General features: G+C 67.5%; 17 protein-coding genes. 10 read left to right on the top strand and 7 right to left on the bottom strand.

The genetic code is table 11. The features are described 5' to 3' along the window. The first annotated feature begins 174 nt into the window (after positions 1–174). A complete protein-coding gene (locus tag EWM63_RS03440) occupies positions 175–2,397 on the top strand; it encodes an alpha-galactosidase (RefSeq protein ID WP_130185292.1) in 2,223 nt (740 codons plus the stop codon). A gap of 68 nt (positions 2,398–2,465) precedes the next feature. Here EWM63_RS03440 and EWM63_RS03435 read toward each other — a convergent pair whose 3' ends face one another. Together EWM63_RS03435 and fos are read right to left on the bottom strand one after the other, a co-directional pair. Then, positions 2,466–2,708 (bottom strand): hypothetical protein, encoded by a 243-nt coding sequence (locus tag EWM63_RS03435; protein ID WP_130185291.1) that lies wholly within the window; start codon positions 2,706–2,708, stop codon positions 2,466–2,468. 262 nt (positions 2,709–2,970) lie between these two features. Then, the gene (gene fos, locus EWM63_RS03430) at positions 2,971–3,381 is read right to left on the bottom strand and encodes a fosfomycin resistance glutathione transferase (RefSeq protein ID WP_130185290.1); all 411 of its coding nucleotides are present in this window, start codon (positions 3,379–3,381) and stop codon (positions 2,971–2,973) included. A 156-nt stretch (positions 3,382–3,537) separates the two neighbouring features. On the opposite strand from fos, the gene EWM63_RS03425 reads away from it, so the two are divergent. Together EWM63_RS03425 and EWM63_RS03420 are read left to right on the top strand one after the other, a co-directional pair. Beyond that, the gene (locus EWM63_RS03425) at positions 3,538–4,617 is read left to right on the top strand and encodes a PKD domain-containing protein (RefSeq protein WP_130185289.1); all 1,080 of its coding nucleotides are present in this window, start codon (positions 3,538–3,540) and stop codon (positions 4,615–4,617) included. A gap of 195 nt (positions 4,618–4,812) precedes the next feature. Next, the gene (locus tag EWM63_RS03420) at positions 4,813–5,226 is read left to right on the top strand and encodes a hypothetical protein (RefSeq protein WP_130185288.1); all 414 of its coding nucleotides are present in this window, start codon (positions 4,813–4,815) and stop codon (positions 5,224–5,226) included. Positions 5,227–5,248: 22 nt separating this feature from the next. Here the strand turns inward: EWM63_RS03420 and EWM63_RS03415 are convergent, their stop codons facing one another. The 5 genes from EWM63_RS03415 to EWM63_RS03395 form a co-directional block, all read right to left on the bottom strand. Beyond that, the gene (locus EWM63_RS03415; protein ID WP_130185287.1) at positions 5,249–5,728 is read right to left on the bottom strand and encodes a VOC family protein; all 480 of its coding nucleotides are present in this window, start codon (positions 5,726–5,728) and stop codon (positions 5,249–5,251) included. Between the two features lie 61 nt (positions 5,729–5,789). Next, positions 5,790–6,185, bottom strand: coding sequence for a hypothetical protein (locus tag EWM63_RS03410; RefSeq protein ID WP_207221235.1), 396 nt, complete (start codon positions 6,183–6,185; stop codon positions 5,790–5,792). Between the two features lie 16 nt (positions 6,186–6,201). After that, positions 6,202–6,600, bottom strand: a complete 399-nt coding sequence (locus EWM63_RS03405; protein WP_229487706.1) for a GFA family protein — start codon at positions 6,598–6,600, stop codon at positions 6,202–6,204. Between the two features lie 117 nt (positions 6,601–6,717). Beyond that, on the bottom strand, positions 6,718–7,194 hold the full coding sequence (locus tag EWM63_RS03400) for a YfbM family protein (RefSeq protein WP_130185285.1): 477 nt from the start codon (positions 7,192–7,194) through the stop codon (positions 6,718–6,720). A 129-nt stretch (positions 7,195–7,323) separates the two neighbouring features. Beyond that, the gene (locus EWM63_RS03395) at positions 7,324–7,716 is read right to left on the bottom strand and encodes a hypothetical protein (protein ID WP_130185284.1); all 393 of its coding nucleotides are present in this window, start codon (positions 7,714–7,716) and stop codon (positions 7,324–7,326) included. A gap of 299 nt (positions 7,717–8,015) precedes the next feature. On the opposite strand from EWM63_RS03395, the gene EWM63_RS03390 reads away from it, so the two are divergent. Genes EWM63_RS03390 through mnhG form a run of 7 tightly spaced genes read left to right on the top strand, consistent with a single transcriptional unit; the run spans position 8,016 to position 15,005 of the window. Next, positions 8,016–8,903, top strand: coding sequence for a universal stress protein (locus tag EWM63_RS03390; RefSeq protein ID WP_130185283.1), 888 nt, complete (start codon positions 8,016–8,018; stop codon positions 8,901–8,903). A gap of 45 nt (positions 8,904–8,948) precedes the next feature. Further along, entirely contained in the window at positions 8,949–11,873 is a 2,925-nt protein-coding gene (locus EWM63_RS03385; protein ID WP_130185282.1) for a monovalent cation/H+ antiporter subunit A, read from the top strand. Next, positions 11,873–12,217, top strand: coding sequence for a Na+/H+ antiporter subunit C (locus tag EWM63_RS03380; protein ID WP_130185281.1), 345 nt, complete (start codon positions 11,873–11,875; stop codon positions 12,215–12,217). Before EWM63_RS03385 ends, EWM63_RS03380 begins: the two co-directional genes overlap by 1 nt. After that, complete coding sequence (locus EWM63_RS03375) at positions 12,214–13,833, top strand: monovalent cation/H+ antiporter subunit D (RefSeq protein WP_130185280.1); 1,620 nt, start codon at positions 12,214–12,216, stop codon at positions 13,831–13,833. The genes EWM63_RS03380 and EWM63_RS03375 overlap by 4 nt, the downstream gene beginning before the upstream one ends. Further along, positions 13,830–14,348: a Na+/H+ antiporter subunit E gene (locus tag EWM63_RS03370; protein ID WP_130185279.1), complete on the top strand. Its 519-nt coding sequence runs from the start codon at positions 13,830–13,832 to the stop codon at positions 14,346–14,348. The genes EWM63_RS03375 and EWM63_RS03370 overlap by 4 nt, the downstream gene beginning before the upstream one ends. Next, on the top strand, positions 14,332–14,610 hold the full coding sequence (locus EWM63_RS03365) for a K+/H+ antiporter subunit F (RefSeq protein WP_130185278.1): 279 nt from the start codon (positions 14,332–14,334) through the stop codon (positions 14,608–14,610). Before EWM63_RS03370 ends, EWM63_RS03365 begins: the two co-directional genes overlap by 17 nt. After that, a complete protein-coding gene (gene mnhG, locus EWM63_RS03360; protein WP_130185277.1) occupies positions 14,607–15,005 on the top strand; it encodes a monovalent cation/H(+) antiporter subunit G in 399 nt (132 codons plus the stop codon). Before EWM63_RS03365 ends, mnhG begins: the two co-directional genes overlap by 4 nt. Positions 15,006–15,283: the final 278 nt, after the last annotated feature.

Genomic DNA, 15,283 nt, shown 5'->3' with positions numbered 1-15,283 from the left:
CCTGAGCAAAAAACCGGTGTCCGACACTTTTCCGGATGAGACGCCCGGAAAAATGTCCGACACCAAGCACCCAAACGCTAACTCAAAAGTTCACGGCGCATAACTGAACGGCATTAGGGACAGTCCCCAAGGTATTTACAACAGTTCTCTCAACGATAACGAGGCAAATCACCGATGACCGACTTCGACCAGCGCCGCCGCACCCTTTGCATGCAACTTCTCGGCGGCCTCGCCGGTATCGCCCTCGGTGGCGCCGCCAGGGCGAGGCCGGTGGTGGATGACGCCAATAAAGTCTTCCGGCTCGATGGCGGTGGCGTCACGTATGCGTTCGGTGTCAATGGGGAAGGGCAGTTGCAGTCGCTGTACTGGGGCAGCGCGCTGGCGCCTGGCGACAGGTTGCCGGCCCCGGTGCAGGTGCCTGAAAATTCGTCGAACGAGATGCCGGTCAACCTCACGCCGTTCGAATTTCCCGGCTTTGGCGGCGGGCTGACTGTGGAGCCCGCGCTGAAGGTGACGTTCCCCGACGGCGTGCGCGATCTCGTGCTGCGCCACGTCAGCCACCAGGCCGACGACGAAAAGATCGTCATCCGCCTGAAGGACGTGAGCCGCGCGGTGCACGTCACGCTGACTTATGCGATGGACGCGGCGACCGGCATCCTGGCCCGCTCGGCGGTCGTGGAAAACCGCACCGCCAGCTGGCTCCAGGTGGACCAGCTGGCCGCCGCGAGCCTCACCCTGCCATACAGCGACGATTACCGCATGTCCTATCTCACCGGGCGCTGGGCGGGCGAGTTCGCGCTGCAGACGCGCCCCATCGTGCCGGGCTCCATCGTGATCGAAAGCCGCAAGGGCGTGACGTCGCACCAGGCCAACCCGTGGCTGGCGATCAGCCGCGGCGCGACGGAAGAGGAGGCCGGCCCCGTGTGGTTCGGCGCGCTGGGCTGGAGCGGCTCGTGGCGCATCCACGTCGACATGGATTCGCTGGGCGGCCTGCGCACCACGGCGGGCTACAACCCCTTTGATTTCGCCTACCGCCTGAATGCGGGCGAAAGCCTGGCGTCGCCAGTGTTCCATGCCGGCTATTCGGAGGAGGGCTTCGGTGGCGCCTCGCGCCTGTTCCACCGCTACCAGCGCGAAAAGATCCTGCCCGGCGCGCCGGCACCGCGCGTGCGGCCCGTGCTCTACAACTCGTGGGAAGCCACGCTGTTCGCCGTCGACGAGCCGGGCCAGATCGCGCTGGCGGAAAAGGCCGCCAGCATCGGTGTCGAGCGCTTCGTGATGGACGATGGCTGGTTCGGCGCGCGCAGCAGCGACAAGGCCGGCCTGGGCGACTGGGTCGTCAACCGCAAGAAGTTCCCGAACGGCCTGGCCCCGCTCATCAGGCGCGTCAACGACCTGGGTATGGAGTTCGGGCTATGGGTGGAACCGGAAATGGTCAACCCGGACAGCGACCTTTATCGCGCCCACCCGGACTGGGTGATCCACTTCCCGGGCAGGCCGCGCTCGGAAGCGCGCACCCAGCTGGTGCTGAACCTGGCGCGCAAGGATGTCTACGACTACCTGCTGAAGATGCTCGACCGACTGCTCACCGACCACAGGATCGGCTTCCTCAAGTGGGACCACAATCGCGCCTGGTCGGAACCGGGCTGGCCGGACGTGGCGGCGCCCGGGCAGCAGCGCCTGTACGTGGCCTACGTGAACAATCTCTACAAGCTGCTGGCCGAACTGCGCCGGCGCCATCCGAAGGTGGAAATCGAATCGTGCGCCAGCGGCGGCGGCCGCGTCGATCTCGGCATCATGGCGCTGACCGAGCAGGTGTGGACGTCCGATAACACCGACCCGTTCGACCGCCTGCTGATCCAGGACGGCTTCACGCGCGCCTACACGCCGGCGATCATGATGGCCTGGGTGACCGATGCGCCGAACTTCGTCAACAAGCGCGTCACGTCGCTGGAATACCGCTTCCTGTCCGCCATGCAGGGCGGGCTGGGCATCGGCGCCAACCTGAATCACTGGAAGGACGACGATTTCGCCACGGCGAAGCGGCTCGTTGCGGACTATAAAACCATCCGGGCGACGGTCTTGAACGGGAACCTGTACCGCCTCGTGTCGCCGCAGGGCGGCTCGCGCCGCTCGGCCACGCTGTCGGTGGCGCAGGATGGCAGCCAGGCGGTGCTCTTCGCCTTCCTGCATTCGAGCGGCCTGCGCGAGCGCCAGCCGCGCATCCAGCTGCGCGGGCTCGATGCGAAGAAGGTGTATGCGCTGCGGGCGATCGCCGGCAAGGCCGCGCCGCGGACGCCGGAACGGGCCAGCGGCGCCTACTGGATGGGCCATGGGCTGAGCGTGGCGATGGAGGGGGATTTCCAGGCGGCGGCGTTCGCGCTGGAGGCGCGGTGACGTGAGGCGGAGCGTCAGCGCGGCTGGCCTTTTTTGGGGGGATGGCGGATGGTCGTGGTTCGCGACCGCTACCGCCGCAAGATGCGGAATTCGTCGGGCAATCGATCCGATGGGTAGGAACCTGCCATGCGCCGGTACCACGGCTGGTCCCAGAAGCTGCAGCCTGCCAGGCGACATGCGTCTTCCGCTTGCATCCCCAGGTGGACCAGTTCATCCGCCAGCGTCAGCTGGCGCATCAGGTAAAGGCCATCGCGCACCATCAGGACCCCGCCCACCAGCAGGACCGCCAGCATCACCAGATACCATCCCATGATCGTCCCCTTCCTGGAGCGACATGCCCCAGCGCGAATGCGGTTCGCTGGCGCGCCAGGAACGCGTCACGCCGCAAGGCATGATCGAGCGTAGACCGCGCACATGACAGGCATATGACATGGCGTGCGGGAACCAGCGAACGGGCTATCCGGAAGGCTTGTGGCCCGCAGGGCTACCGGAACAGGAATCGACCGCGCGTGGCCCGGCAGTGGAGAGGGCACGTCGCGTACGAAAACCGTTGCCGATGAGTCGCCGGCATCATCATTCGAACAGCGTCAACCCCTCATAAGGCTCGCGCCGCAGCGACGCCAGCCGCGATTCCAGGCTGCCGACGTGGATTTCCAGCTTGTGCCCGTCCGGGTCGAGGAAATACAGCGAATCGCCCTCGCTGCTGTTGCGCTGCCATGGCGTGACGCCGCGCGCCGCCAGTGCGGCGGCATGGGCGGCGAACTGCGCGGCTTCGACGGTGAAGGCGATGTGCGTGTATTCGGGCAGCGGCCCCTGGCGGCAGTGCCGGTCGAGCGTGAGGCACAACCACAGGCCCTCGACGGAGAGATAGGCGCCCCGGGCCCATTTCGCGCGAGGCCGGAAGCCCAGCGTCTCCACATAGAACGCAAACGACGTGTCGAGATCGGCGACGGCCAGCGTGATGTGATTGAGCGAAGTGATCATTGACGGTGGAAGCAGGAATGGGAAGACCATTGTAATGATGCGGGGGCATCCTGTGATCCGGACGATTCTCAAATGTTTGATCGGCCGTTACGCATTTCTCCCTCGGCGAACTGGTACAGTGCCAGCAGCCTCGCCGAACCCTTTTCCCACCACACGATGACGCTGCCTACCACGAAAACCGCCCTCGGCGTGCTTGCCGCCATGGCCTGCGCCGCCGCCTTCGCCCAGGACGACCGCGGCTACAAGGTCCACCAGTTCCCCTCCAACAGGATCCCCGTCATCGATGGCAAGGCCGACGACTGGCGCGATTTTCCGGACGCCTACGTCGTCGGCACCGACCAGTTGCGCGACGATTCCGGCAAGGGCCGCAAGGTCGATCCGAAAAGCCTCGACGTCAAGGTGCGCGTGGCCTGGGTGGCGGGCCTGAACCGGCTGTATTTCCTGTACGAGGCGTGGGACGACCACTGGGATTTCGCCGATCCCGGCCTGCACAACGACACGTTCGAGATCGTGGTCGATGGCGATCTGTCCGGCGGGCCGCTGGTGGACACGCTGCACCCGAACCCGGCGCTGCCGTGGGCGCAGCGCTATTTCGCCTATCACGGCGTGCATGCGCAGAACTACCACATCTTCACCCCGGCGGACGGCAAGGACTGGGCGCTGCTGTGGGGGCCGCAGGCCTGGCTGAAGAAGCTGCCGTATTCGAACATCGCGTATGCGTACGACTTCAAGCCGGGCCAGCCGGGCAGGCTGACGGCCGAATTCTGGATCACGCCGTTCGATTACGCGGGCGCCGAACAGGCGCGCGCCGTGGAAACGCAACTAACCGAAGGTAAGCGGATCGGGCTGACCTGGGCCGTGATCGACTATGACGGCGCCGATGAGAGCAGGCAGAAGGCGTTCTGGAACCTGTCGGCGCATCGCAAGATGTATGGCAACTCGAGCCTGGGTACGGTGTTCACGCTGATGCCGCTCGACGCGAAACACCGTAAACCGTTCGAGGCGCGCTGGTCGTTCATGGTCACGGACATGGCGCGCCGCAGCGTCACCTTCCGGGACGAGAGCGTGGGGCCAGTCACCCGGTGGCGCTGGGATTTCGGCGACGGCGCCACGTCGGGCGAACAGCATCCGGTGCACCGCTACAAGGAGGCCGGCAAGTACCTGGTCGTGCTGACGGTCGACGGGCCGCAGGGGTCGTCGCGACTGGCGAAGCTGTGGGATGTGGCGGTGGAGTGAGGCCGGCCAGGCCCGGCTGTGCAGCACGGAACTTTTCACGGCAGAGCTGCTCAAAGGAAGTCATGCATCTTTGAAATTACCATGAAAGGATGAACCGTGGACAGCATCAACGACCTGCCAACCAAGGACTTTCCTGCCACCCCACGCAAGGCCAGGCCCGGATCCGTGCACGGATTCAGGATCAGGCCCAAGCCGATGTTCAGGTTGAAGCGCATTCCCAAGACCCGCTTGAACTTCAAGCGCAAACTGCGCGACGCGGGCGAAGCGGAGCACCAGATGTGCAGGGCGATCGCGGCGCTTGGCGTGCTGGCCGGGGTAGACGTCGGCATGGGCCTCGGCCCCGAGAACATGGACCAGCTGCTGATCGAGGCGGCCCATCAATGCCACTTCGACGATGCCGAGTTCATGGATGGACCATGCTGCTTCGAATTCGTGAAGACGGTCGTCGATGCCGATATCCTCAAGCTGCAGGCCGACGCGGTGGCGCAGGGCCTGGCCAGCTACATCCGCCGGCACGCCAGCCCCGAAGCGATCCAGGCGGCGGACAGGCAGCTGGCGCTGATCGATGCGGCGTTTGCATGGCTGAAGAAATCGGCAAGGAGCGTGTGACGCGCTGCCGGGCCGGCGGGCGTCAGCCGCGCCGCGCCGCCTCGATCGTGGCGATGTCGATCTTCTTCATCCCCATCATCGCCTGGAAGGCGCGCTGCGCCGCTGCCCGGTCAGGATCCGTGAAAGCCGCGGTCAGCGCGCGTGGCGTGATCTGCCACGACAGGCCCCATTTGTCCTGGCACCAGCCGCACTCGCTTTCCTGGCCACCGTTGCCGACGACGGCATTCCACAGGCGGTCGGTTTCTTCCTGGTCGTCGGTCGCGATCTGGAACGAAAACGCGATGCTGTGCGTGATGCCCGGGCCGCCGTTCAGGCCCAGGCAGGGGATGCCGGCCACGGTGAATTCGACGGTCAGCACGTCGCCTTCCTTGCCCGCGGGGTAGTCGGCCGGTGCCCGGTGGATGGCGCCCACGGCGCTGTCCGGGAAGGTGGCCGCGTAAAACTGCGCGGCGTCCAGCGCCGTACCGTTGAACCAGAGACAGATGGTGTTCTTTGCAACCATGGTGTTCCTCCGTTGGGATGGTGAGCGGACAGCTTAGACCACGCAGGCCGGGTGGTCCACCTTAAAAACGCGGCTGTCCAGGTGCCCGATGCGCTGCCGGCTCGCAGGTGTTCCATGCGCGCCGCACCGTTGCCAGAACGAAGACCATGAAGCCGGCTTGCGCGGCGAACGACGGCATGTCGAAGCGGTAGGCCAGCCCGGCGGTGGCATTGACCAGCACGTCGGTGACGATGATCAGTACCGTCAACACGAGGCCTGCCCGTGGCCGTGCCAGCAGCAGGAGCACCGCCAGCGAATCGAAGAATGTCAGCGACGTCCAGAACGTGGCGTAGAACGGGTGGACACCACCATAGTTCCACCAGAGACCATGATCGAACAGGATGCGGGCGTGATTCCATGCCGCGCCCGCGAGGCATACCGCGTACACCAGCCGGATGACGAGCGAGGGATTCTTCATGCTGCCGATATGGACCTTACAGATGGTGGATGTCCAGCGGCGGCGTTTCCCAGTTGTCGTTCCTGCCGTCGAGGTACGTGATCGGGGCACTGGCCAGCTCTTCCGGTGTAGCGTCGTCCAGGCACGTCACGTTGACGGCGTAGAAGTCGCCCCAGCGCGGCGAGCGGCCGATGACGAACGGGCGCACGCCGCAGTGCCGGCAGAACAGGTGCCGGTCCCGCTTCGTGTTGAACCGGTAGGTCGTGAGCGCATCGTCACCCGCGAGCAGCCTGAAGGCCGCCGGTTGCACGATGGCCGGCCAGAACCGCACTTTCGTGCAGATCGAGCAGTTGCAGCGCAGCGTGCCCTGGCCCAGGTCGATGTCCGCTTCGAAGCGCACCGCCGTGCAATGGCAGCTGCCGTGGTAGGTCTTCACTGCCGTGCTCCGGCCAAAATGCATCGCCAGGTGTACCAATGCGCCAAAGGCGGTACCGCCTGCTGCCCACAGAGGCCGCGGTCGGCCTGCGGCTGATGCATTGTGTTCATGCGCATCCTAGCCCAGCCAGGTGATCACGGCGTGCCCCTGCGCGGCGGCATTGCGGTAGAACGCCCGCACTTCCTGCAGGTGCTCCATCAGGTAATCGAGCGCTCCGTCGCCTTCGTCCCAGATGTTCGGATAGATCTCGTCCATCGCGTCGGGATCGAAGCGGGCGCGCAGTTCGTCGTCCGTCACGGCTTCCAGCGCAGCGGCGATGTCGGTCACGTCGGCCGCGTCGCTGGCCATCGCCGGGCCATAGCCGAGGTCTTCCTCGCCGAGGGGCGCGAGGCCGAACACCACGTGGTCCAGCGGTCCGTCGCCGGGCACCACTTTGCCGGTCAGCAGGAAGTGGATGCCGTGCCAGGCCTTTTCAACGTTCACGTCATCGTCTTCATGCGTGGTGAACAGCGCCTCCTGCACCTGCTCCGGATCGGCGCGCAGCGCATCGAGTTCGACCTGGGGCACGGCGAGAAAATGACCAATCATCGACATAACGGTTCCTTGGTGGTTGGGGGCGGCGCGCCCCGGTCTGGCTACAGAGCATAGCAAAATGCAAACCAGGAAAATGCGTGGATTGTCACGGCACCGGCCATGGAGGTGCCGTTGCCGCCCCGGCGACCGTCAGCGGACGTCAGCGATCGCTGGCGACGGCTGGCGACCCGCAGCCCGTCCACCCTGTTGGACCACGTGCGGCATGGACGTCCCGGCGTGCCGGGTGACCAGCACGTCGTCGCCGGGGCGTTGACCGGCCGCGCAGAAATCCACGACCACTTCGCCTCGGCGCGACGTGAAGTGACCGCGCGTCACTTCGTCCACCGCGACCGGCTTGCCGTGGCCGAAGCTGGCGTAATAACGGTCCCGCCACTGGTGGAGATGCAGATCGCCGCCATCGGCGAGGCGGTAGACGCCGGCATAGGGCGCGCCGGCTACCCGGCATTGGTCGGCCGCAGTGGCGGGGGCGAGGAAGGCGGCACTGGCGAGGGTGAGGAACAGTGCGCTGAATAGTTTGTACATGGTGGGTCCTGTCATGGCTGGAGGTTGTCCGCCCGCGCCGGTACCGGCGCGGGCCGGGGCTTCGCTGACCGCCGGGCGGTTCATGTTCCGGCGGGTCGGCTGATACTCAGCAAGGCACGTGCCAGCGTGTTTGCAGGGGGAAAGTGCTTGTCGCACGGGGCAAGTTGGCCGGAACTGGACGGTGGATGTCCGCATGCGGACGCGCGGGCATGCCGCAGCGCCGCCTAACGCGTGGTCATCAATCAGCGGGAACCGTTACAGTATCGGCACTTGCCACCTGTTGAGCGACGGGGACCGACGTGAACGACCTGACTGACAACCCACAGCCGCAGCGCCTGCTGCTCGCCACGGACCTGACCGCGCGTTGCGACCGCCCGCTGGATCGCGCCAAGCAGCTGGCCATCGAATGGCGGGCCGAACTCACCGTGCTCGTGGTCCAGCAGGGCCCCAGCACGCCGGAAGAAGTCTCGGCCTGGCTCGATGGCGGCAGCACCGGCCATGCGTTCGCGCCGGCCGCGCGCGCCGAACTGGCGGAGGAATTCGCCGGCACGGACGTCACGCCGGCCCTGCAGGTGCTGGAAGGCGACGTCACGGACGGCATCCTCGATGCCGCCGCCACGTTCACCGATGCACTCGTCGTCATCGGCGCGTCCACGCACGCGCCCGTCCAGCAACTGATCCTGGGGTCCACCGCCGCGCGGCTGGCGCAGGAACTGGCGCATCCGCTGCTCGTGGTGAGGCAGCGCACCCGCGGCAGCTATGCGCGCATCCTCGTGGCGAACGATTTTTCCGATGCGTCGCGCCGCGCGCTCGCCACGGCCCTGCGCTTGTTCCCCGATCGGGCGGTGACGCTGTTCCACGTGGTGGAAGAGGGCGCGGGCGGGCCCGTCGACGCCACCGTCGCCAGCCTGCCGGGTGTGCAGGAGAAAAGCGAACATTTCCTGGAAAGCTGCAAGCTGGCGGCGGGCGAGCGCCAGCGCATCCGCGCCGTGGCGGGCCATGGCCTCGTCACCGAAGCCATCACGCGCCATGTCGTGGAGGAAGCGATCGGGCTCGTCGTGCTGGCCGTGTACCGCCAGTCCGCCGTGGCCCGCGTGTTCATGGGCAGCAAGAGCGAAGACCTGATGCAGCAACTGCCGTGCGATACGCTGCTGGTGCGCGCGCCCGAGGGCGGTGACGATGGCTGATGCGCTGGCGCGACGGGGCGCGCGTCGTCCTGCGGGAAGCTGACGATGCTCCTGTTGCTGCTCCTGCTGCCGTTTGCCGCGGCACTCATGACCGCGTGCATGCCCGGCGGCTCGCGCGACCGGCCCGCCGCCGTGGCGGGCATCGCCAGCCTCATAGGACTGGTGCTGGCCGCCAGCCAGTTCGGCGCCATTGCCGACGGCGCGGTGCCGACGATGCGGTTTTCGTGGCTGCCCGCGTTCGGGCTCGAGATCATCCTGCGCATGGACGGCCTGGCGTGGGTGTTTACGGTGCTGGTGCTGGGCATCGGCATGCTGGTGCTGCTGTATGCGCGCTACTACCTGTCGCGGCGCGACCCGGCCCACCGCTTCTATGCGTGCGTGATGGCGTTCATGGGCGCGATGCTGGGCGTGGTCCTGTCCGGCAACCTGATCCAGCTCGTGGTGTTCTGGGAGCTGACGAGCTTTACCTCGTTCCTGCTGATCGGCTACTGGCAGGAGCGCAACGATGCGCGGCGCGGCGCGCGCATGGCGTTCACGGTCACCACCATCGGCGGCCTGTGCCTGCTGGCCGGCGTGCTGCTGCTCGGCCATATCGCCGGCAGCTACGAGCTCGAGAAGGTGCTTGCCGCAGGCAACACGATCCGCGCGCACGGCTGGTATGTGCCGGCCCTCGTGCTCGTGGCGCTGGGCGCCCTGACGAAAAGCGCGCAATTTCCCTTCCACTTCTGGCTGCCGCACGCGATGGCCGCGCCCACGCCGGTGTCGAGCTACCTGCACTCGGCCACGATGGTCAAGGCCGGCATCTTCCTGCTGATCCGGCTGTGGCCCGCGCTGGCGGGCACGGCGGAATGGACGTGGATTCTCGGCACCGCGGGCGTCTGCACGCTGCTGCTGGGTTCCTGGTTCGCCATCTTCCAGTGGGACATGAAGGGCTTGCTGGCCTATTCGACGATCAGCCATCTCGGCCTGATCACGGTGCTGCTCAGCATCGGCACGCCGCTGTCGGTGGTCGCCGCCATCTTCCACACGATGAACCATGCCGTGTTCAAGGCATCGCTGTTCATGGCCGTGGGCATCGTCGACCATGAAACGGGCACGCGCGACATGCGGGAGCTGCGTGGCCTGCGGCAAGCCATGCCGCATACCGCGGCGCTGGCGGTCGTGGCCAGCGCCGCCATGGCCGGGGTGCCGCTGATGAACGGCTTCCTGTCCAAGGAGATGTTCTTTGCCGAGACGATGATCGTGGGCGGCAGCGACAACTGGTGGATGTCGGTGGCCGCCGTCATGATGGGCCTGTTCAGCGTGGTGTACTCGCTGCGCTTCATCAGCGTATTCTCCGGGCCGCCGTCGCCCGGGCTGCCGTCCGAGCCGCACGAGCCGGCGCGGTGGATGCGCGCGCCGATCGAACTGCTCGTGCTGCTGTGTATTGCCGTGGGCGTGATGCCGGAACGGGTGGTGGGCGACATTCTCGCGGTGGCGGCGCGGTCGGTGCTGGGGCCCACGGTGCCCGAGTACGATCTCGCCATCTGGCATGGCGTGAACCTGCCGCTGCTGATGAGCTTTGTGGCGCTGGGCGGCGGCGTGGCCGTCTACCTGCTGCTGCGCAAGCGCTTCCGCCTGGCCGAGCGGGGGCGCGTGCCCGTGCTGCACCACGTCAAGGGCGCGCAGCTGTACGAGAACGTGATGTTCGGGCTCTCGCAGGGCGCCGCGCGGCTGGTGCAACTGGCCGGCACGCGGCGCCTGCAGCCCCAGCTGCGGATATTGATGGCGGCCTTCGTAGCCGTGCCTCTGCTGCTGGTCTGGCCGATGGGCGCGTTGCCGTTGCCGGCCCCGCGCGGCGCCGACCCGCTGCTGGCGGTGCTCTGGCTGATCGGCGCCGGCTGCGCGCTGGCCGCGGCATGGCAGGCCAAATACCACCGGCTGGCGGCGCTGGCACTGGTCGGCGGCACCGGGCTGGTGACATGCGTGACCTTCCTGTGGCTGTCGGCGCCCGACCTGGCGCTGACGCAGCTGATGGTGGAAACCGTGACGACGGTGCTGATCCTGCTCGGCCTGCGCTGGCTGCCGCCGCGCCGCCAGCCGCCGCACCTCGCGGGGCCGGCGCCTGCAAGGACGCAATTGCGTCGCGCGCGCGACGCGGCCATTGCAGTCGCCGGCGGCCTGGCGCTGGCGGCGGCCAGCTATGCGGTGCTCACGCGGCCCGGCGTGCCCGGTATCCGCGATTTCTTCGTGCAGCGCGCGCTGACCGAAGGTGGCGGCGCCAACGTCGTCAACGTGCTGCTGGTCGACTTCCGCGGCTTCGACACGATGGGCGAGATCACCGTGCTGTCGGCGGTGGCCCTCACGGTCTACGCGCTGCTGCGCCGCTTCCGCCCCGCGCCGGAAAGCATCGCCATCCCCATGCAGCAGGCCAGCGACGTGGACCCGGCCATCGCCCAGAAGCCCGGACAGCAGGCACGCGACGGCTATCTGATGATCCAGGCCGTGTACCTGCGCTTCCTGCTGCCCGTGATGGGCGTGATCGCCGTGTACTTCTTCATGCGCGGCCATAACCTGCCGGGCGGCGGTTTCGTGGCCGGCCTGATCTTCGCCACCACGCTGATCGTGCAATACATGGTGGCCGGCGCCGACTGGGTGGAAACGCGCCTGCGCCTGCGGCCGCACCGCTGGATCGGCTGGGGCCTCGTGTGCGCCTGCGGCACCGGCATCGGCGCATGGCTGTTCGGCTATCCGTTCCTCACCAGCCACACGGCGCACGTCACGCTGCCCCTGCTGGGTGAGCTGCACGTGCCGTCGGCCTTCGTGTTCGACCTGGGCGTGTTCCTCGTGGTGGTGGGCACGACGATGCTGATCCTCGTGGCGCTGGCCCACCAGTCGCTGCGCAGCCGCCGCCCGCAGCCAGGCGCGGTGCGCAATGCCGATCTTGCCGCCGCGCCCGCCGCCATCCCACCACCCAAGGAGATCCAGTAATGGAAACCGTACTCGCCCTCGGGATCGGCATCGTCTTCGGCGCGGGCATCTGGCTCGTGCTGCGGCCGCGTACCTTCCAGGTGCTGATCGGGCTGATGCTGATGTCGTATGCCGTCAACCTGTTCATCTTCGCGATGGGGCGCCTGGCCGTGGACCGGCCGCCGCTCACGCCGGCGGGCACGGTGCCGGATCCCGCGGCGCTGGCCGATCCCGTGCCGCAGGCGCTCGTGCTGACGGCGATCGTGATCGGCTTCGCCACCACGGCGCTGTACCTGGTGGTGATGATCGGCGCGCGCGGCCTGGCCGGCACCGACCACGTGGACGGCGAGGAGCCCGGCGAATGAGTCTTGCGTGGACCCAGCACCTCGTGGTGGTGCCGATCGTGCTGCCGCTGCTGTGCGGCGCAGCATTGGCGCCGCTCACGCAGGGCTGGCACCGGCTGAAGTTCGCCGTGGCCTATGGCTCGGCGCTGGCGCTGCTGGCCAATGCGCTGGCGCTGGCGGTCCTGGCCGATGGCAGCTGGCCCGCCGGCATCGGCGTCTACCTGGCCGCCAACTGGGCGGCGCCGTTCGGCATCGCCCTCGTGGCGGACCGGCTGTCCGCCTGCATGCTCGTGCTGACGGCCGTGCTGGCGCTGGCCGCGCTGCATTACGCGCAGCCGCGCTGGAGCCGTATCGGCGTGCACTATCACTCGCTGTTCCAGTTCCTGCTGATGGGCGTCAACGGCGCCTTCCTCACGCACGACCTGTTCAACCTGTTCGTGTTCTTCGAAGTGATGCTGGCCGCCTCGTACGGGCTCGTGCTGCACGGGTATAACGTGGAACGGCTGCGCGCCAGCCTGCAATACATCGCCGTCAACCTGGTCGCGGCGCTGTTCTTCCTGGTCGGCACGGCGCTGCTGTACGCCACGACCGGCACGCTGAACATGGCCGACATGGCCGGGCGCGTGGCCGCGCTGGCCCCGGAAGACATTGGCCTGCTGCAGGCCGGCGTGGCGGTGCTGGCGCTGGCCTTCCTCGTCAAGGCGGCCATGTGGCCGCTGGGCTTCTGGCTGCCGACCACCTATGCGGCGGCATCGCCGCCGGTGGCCGTGATGCTGGTGCTGATGACGAAGGTGGGCGCCTACGTGATCCTGCGCCTGTGGCTCCTCGTGTTCGGCGCCGGCGCCGGCGCGGCGTCGTACTACGGCTACGACGCGCTGCTGTGGGGCGGCATGGCGACGATCGTGTACGGCGCGGCCGGCATGCTGGCCACCGACACGGCAGGGCGCCTGGCGGGATACGGGGCGATCGTATCGTCCGGCACGCTGCTGGCCGTGGTCGGCTATGGCCAGCCATCGCTCGTGACCGCCGCGCTGTATTACTTCATCGCCTCCACTCTCGCCATCGCGGCATTCGTGCTGCTGATCGAGCTGGTCGACCGCATCCGCACGCCGGGCGCGGCGATGCTGGCGCTGACGGCCGAGGCCTTCGCGGTCGAGGACACGCCGGCCGAACCGAAGGGCAGGGGCGTGCCCGCGGCGATGGCCTTCCTGTCGCTGGCGTTCGCGGCCTGCGCGCTGACGATCGCCGGGCTGCCGCCGCTGTCCGGCTTCGTCGCCAAGTTCGGCATGTTCCATGCGCTGGTCAACCCGGGGCCCGGCGCGGCGGGGATCGGCGTCACCGGCTGGGTGCTGATGGCGCTGATCTTCCTTTCCGGCCTGGCCGCGATCATTTCGCTGCTGCGCTTCGGCGTGCGCACGTTCTGGGCCACGGAAACGGTGGGGCCGCCGACGCTGCACGCGGCCGAAGTGGTGCCGGTGGCGGCGCTGCTGCTGGCGTCGGTGTTGCTGACGGTGCAGGCGCAGCCCGTGTTCGACTACCTGGCGCGCGCCAGCGCAGACATCCACCGGCCGGCGCTGTACATCGAACATGTGCGCGGCACCCCGCCCGTCGCCGGCCCGGCCGCGGAGGCGCCATGACGCGCTGGCTGCCGTTCCCGGTCGTGTCGCTGGCGCTGTGCGCCCTGTGGCTGCTGCTCAACCAGGCCATCGACCCGGCCAACGTGCTGTTCGGTGCGGCCCTCGGCATCGCCGTGCCGCTGCTGACGCGCCGGCTGCAGCCGCTGGGCTACCCGCGGTTGAGGAAGCCGCTGGTGTTCGCGCGGCTGATGGGCATGGCGGCGGTGGAGATCGTCCGCTCGTGCTTCGGCGTGTGCCGCGTCATCCTGTTCAAGGATTACGCCAGCGTGAATTCGCGGTTCATCCGCGTGCCGCTGACGATGCGCGACCCCTACGGGCTGGCGATGCTGTCCTGCCTGATCAACATGACGCCGGGTACCGTGTGGGTGGAACTCCTGCCGGCGCGGCACGAACTGGCGCTGCACGTGTTCGACCTGAACGACGAGGCGTGGTGGGTGAAAACGATCAAGACCCGCTACGAGCAGCCGCTGATGGACATCTTTGAAACGGAGCCCAACGATGGAAACCCTGCTTGAACTGGCGATCGCCTATGCGCTCATCTGCGTGCTGGTGGCGATGGCCCTGTGCGCCGCCCGCCTGCTGATCGGCCCCACGGCGCACGACCGTGTGCTGGCGCTCGACACGCTGTGGATGTGCGGCATGCTGCTGGCGATCGTGCTGGGCATCCGCTTCGGCACCCAGGTGTATTTCGAGGTGGCGATCCTCGTCGCGCTGGTGGGCTTCGTGTCGACGGTGGCGATGGCGAAGTTCCTGATGCGCGGGGAGATCATCGAATGAGCGGCATCGAACACCTGCCCGGCTGGGCCGCGCTGCCGGTGGCGCTGCTGCTGGTGCTGGGCGCCACCATCATCCTCATCGGTTCGCTCGGCCTGCTGCGCCTGCGCACGTTCTACCAGCGCATCCACGGCCCCGCCATCACCGTCACGCTGGGCGCCGGCTGCCTGCTGCTCGCGTCGATGCTGTACTTCACGGTGGCGCAATCGCGGCTCGTGATCCACGAGATCATCATCACGGTGTTCATCCTGCTGACGGCACCCGTGGTGGCGATGACGATCATGCGCGCCGCCGTCTACCGCGACCTGCGGGCCCGCCGGGGCGAGTCGGGCGTGACGGCGGGCGAGGTCTACACCCTCACCGAGGGCCCGGACGAGGGCCGCAGCGAGCCGCATTAGCGTTGCCGGCGTCGCTACACATGCCAACCGGCAAACTGTTTTCTAAAAATTGGGGACTGGAAGGAGTGGTGGCTTGCAGGCCACCACCGCTACGTCGGCAAGGAGCGGTGCTCCTTGAAGCTGCGGCCCTGCATGGCCGCATCGTTCCGCAGGCCTGGAGCAGGCTCCAGGAAACCCCTGCGTCACCCCGACTCCGCCCCCGAATTTTGGCAACACCTGCAAAATCAACGGCTTGCGTGACTCGCGCTATTGTTGAGCTGGTTGTAAAACAACGGTTA

This window comes from Pseudoduganella lutea (genome assembly GCF_004209755.1).
Classification (GTDB): Bacteria; Pseudomonadota; Gammaproteobacteria; order Burkholderiales; family Burkholderiaceae_D; genus Rugamonas; species Rugamonas lutea.
This window is presented reverse-complemented; position numbering and strand designations above follow the sequence as displayed.

Bases quoted from the DNA above. Each gene is read 5' to 3' on its own strand.
- EWM63_RS03440 (WP_130185292.1), top strand. From the start codon at position 175: ATGACCGACTTCGACCAGCGCCGCCGCACCCTTTGCATGCAACTTCTC.
- EWM63_RS03435 (WP_130185291.1), bottom strand. From the start codon at position 2,708: ATGGGATGGTATCTGGTGATGCTGGCGGTCCTGCTGGTGGGCGGGGTC.
- fos (WP_130185290.1), bottom strand. From the start codon at position 3,381: ATGATCACTTCGCTCAATCACATCACGCTGGCCGTCGCCGATCTCGAC.
- EWM63_RS03425 (WP_130185289.1), top strand. From the start codon at position 3,538: ATGACGCTGCCTACCACGAAAACCGCCCTCGGCGTGCTTGCCGCCATG.
- EWM63_RS03420 (WP_130185288.1), top strand. From the start codon at position 4,813: ATGTTCAGGTTGAAGCGCATTCCCAAGACCCGCTTGAACTTCAAGCGC.
- EWM63_RS03415 (WP_130185287.1), bottom strand. From the start codon at position 5,728: ATGGTTGCAAAGAACACCATCTGTCTCTGGTTCAACGGTACGGCGCTG.
- EWM63_RS03410 (WP_207221235.1), bottom strand. From the start codon at position 6,185: ATGAAGAATCCCTCGCTCGTCATCCGGCTGGTGTACGCGGTATGCCTC.
- EWM63_RS03400 (WP_130185285.1), bottom strand. From the start codon at position 7,194: ATGTCGATGATTGGTCATTTTCTCGCCGTGCCCCAGGTCGAACTCGAT.
- EWM63_RS03395 (WP_130185284.1), bottom strand. From the start codon at position 7,716: ATGTACAAACTATTCAGCGCACTGTTCCTCACCCTCGCCAGTGCCGCC.
- EWM63_RS03385 (WP_130185282.1), top strand. From the start codon at position 8,949: ATGCTCCTGTTGCTGCTCCTGCTGCCGTTTGCCGCGGCACTCATGACC.
- EWM63_RS03380 (WP_130185281.1), top strand. From the start codon at position 11,873: ATGGAAACCGTACTCGCCCTCGGGATCGGCATCGTCTTCGGCGCGGGC.
- EWM63_RS03375 (WP_130185280.1), top strand. From the start codon at position 12,214: ATGAGTCTTGCGTGGACCCAGCACCTCGTGGTGGTGCCGATCGTGCTG.
- EWM63_RS03370 (WP_130185279.1), top strand. From the start codon at position 13,830: ATGACGCGCTGGCTGCCGTTCCCGGTCGTGTCGCTGGCGCTGTGCGCC.
- EWM63_RS03365 (WP_130185278.1), top strand. From the start codon at position 14,332: ATGGAAACCCTGCTTGAACTGGCGATCGCCTATGCGCTCATCTGCGTG.
- mnhG (WP_130185277.1), top strand. From the start codon at position 14,607: ATGAGCGGCATCGAACACCTGCCCGGCTGGGCCGCGCTGCCGGTGGCG.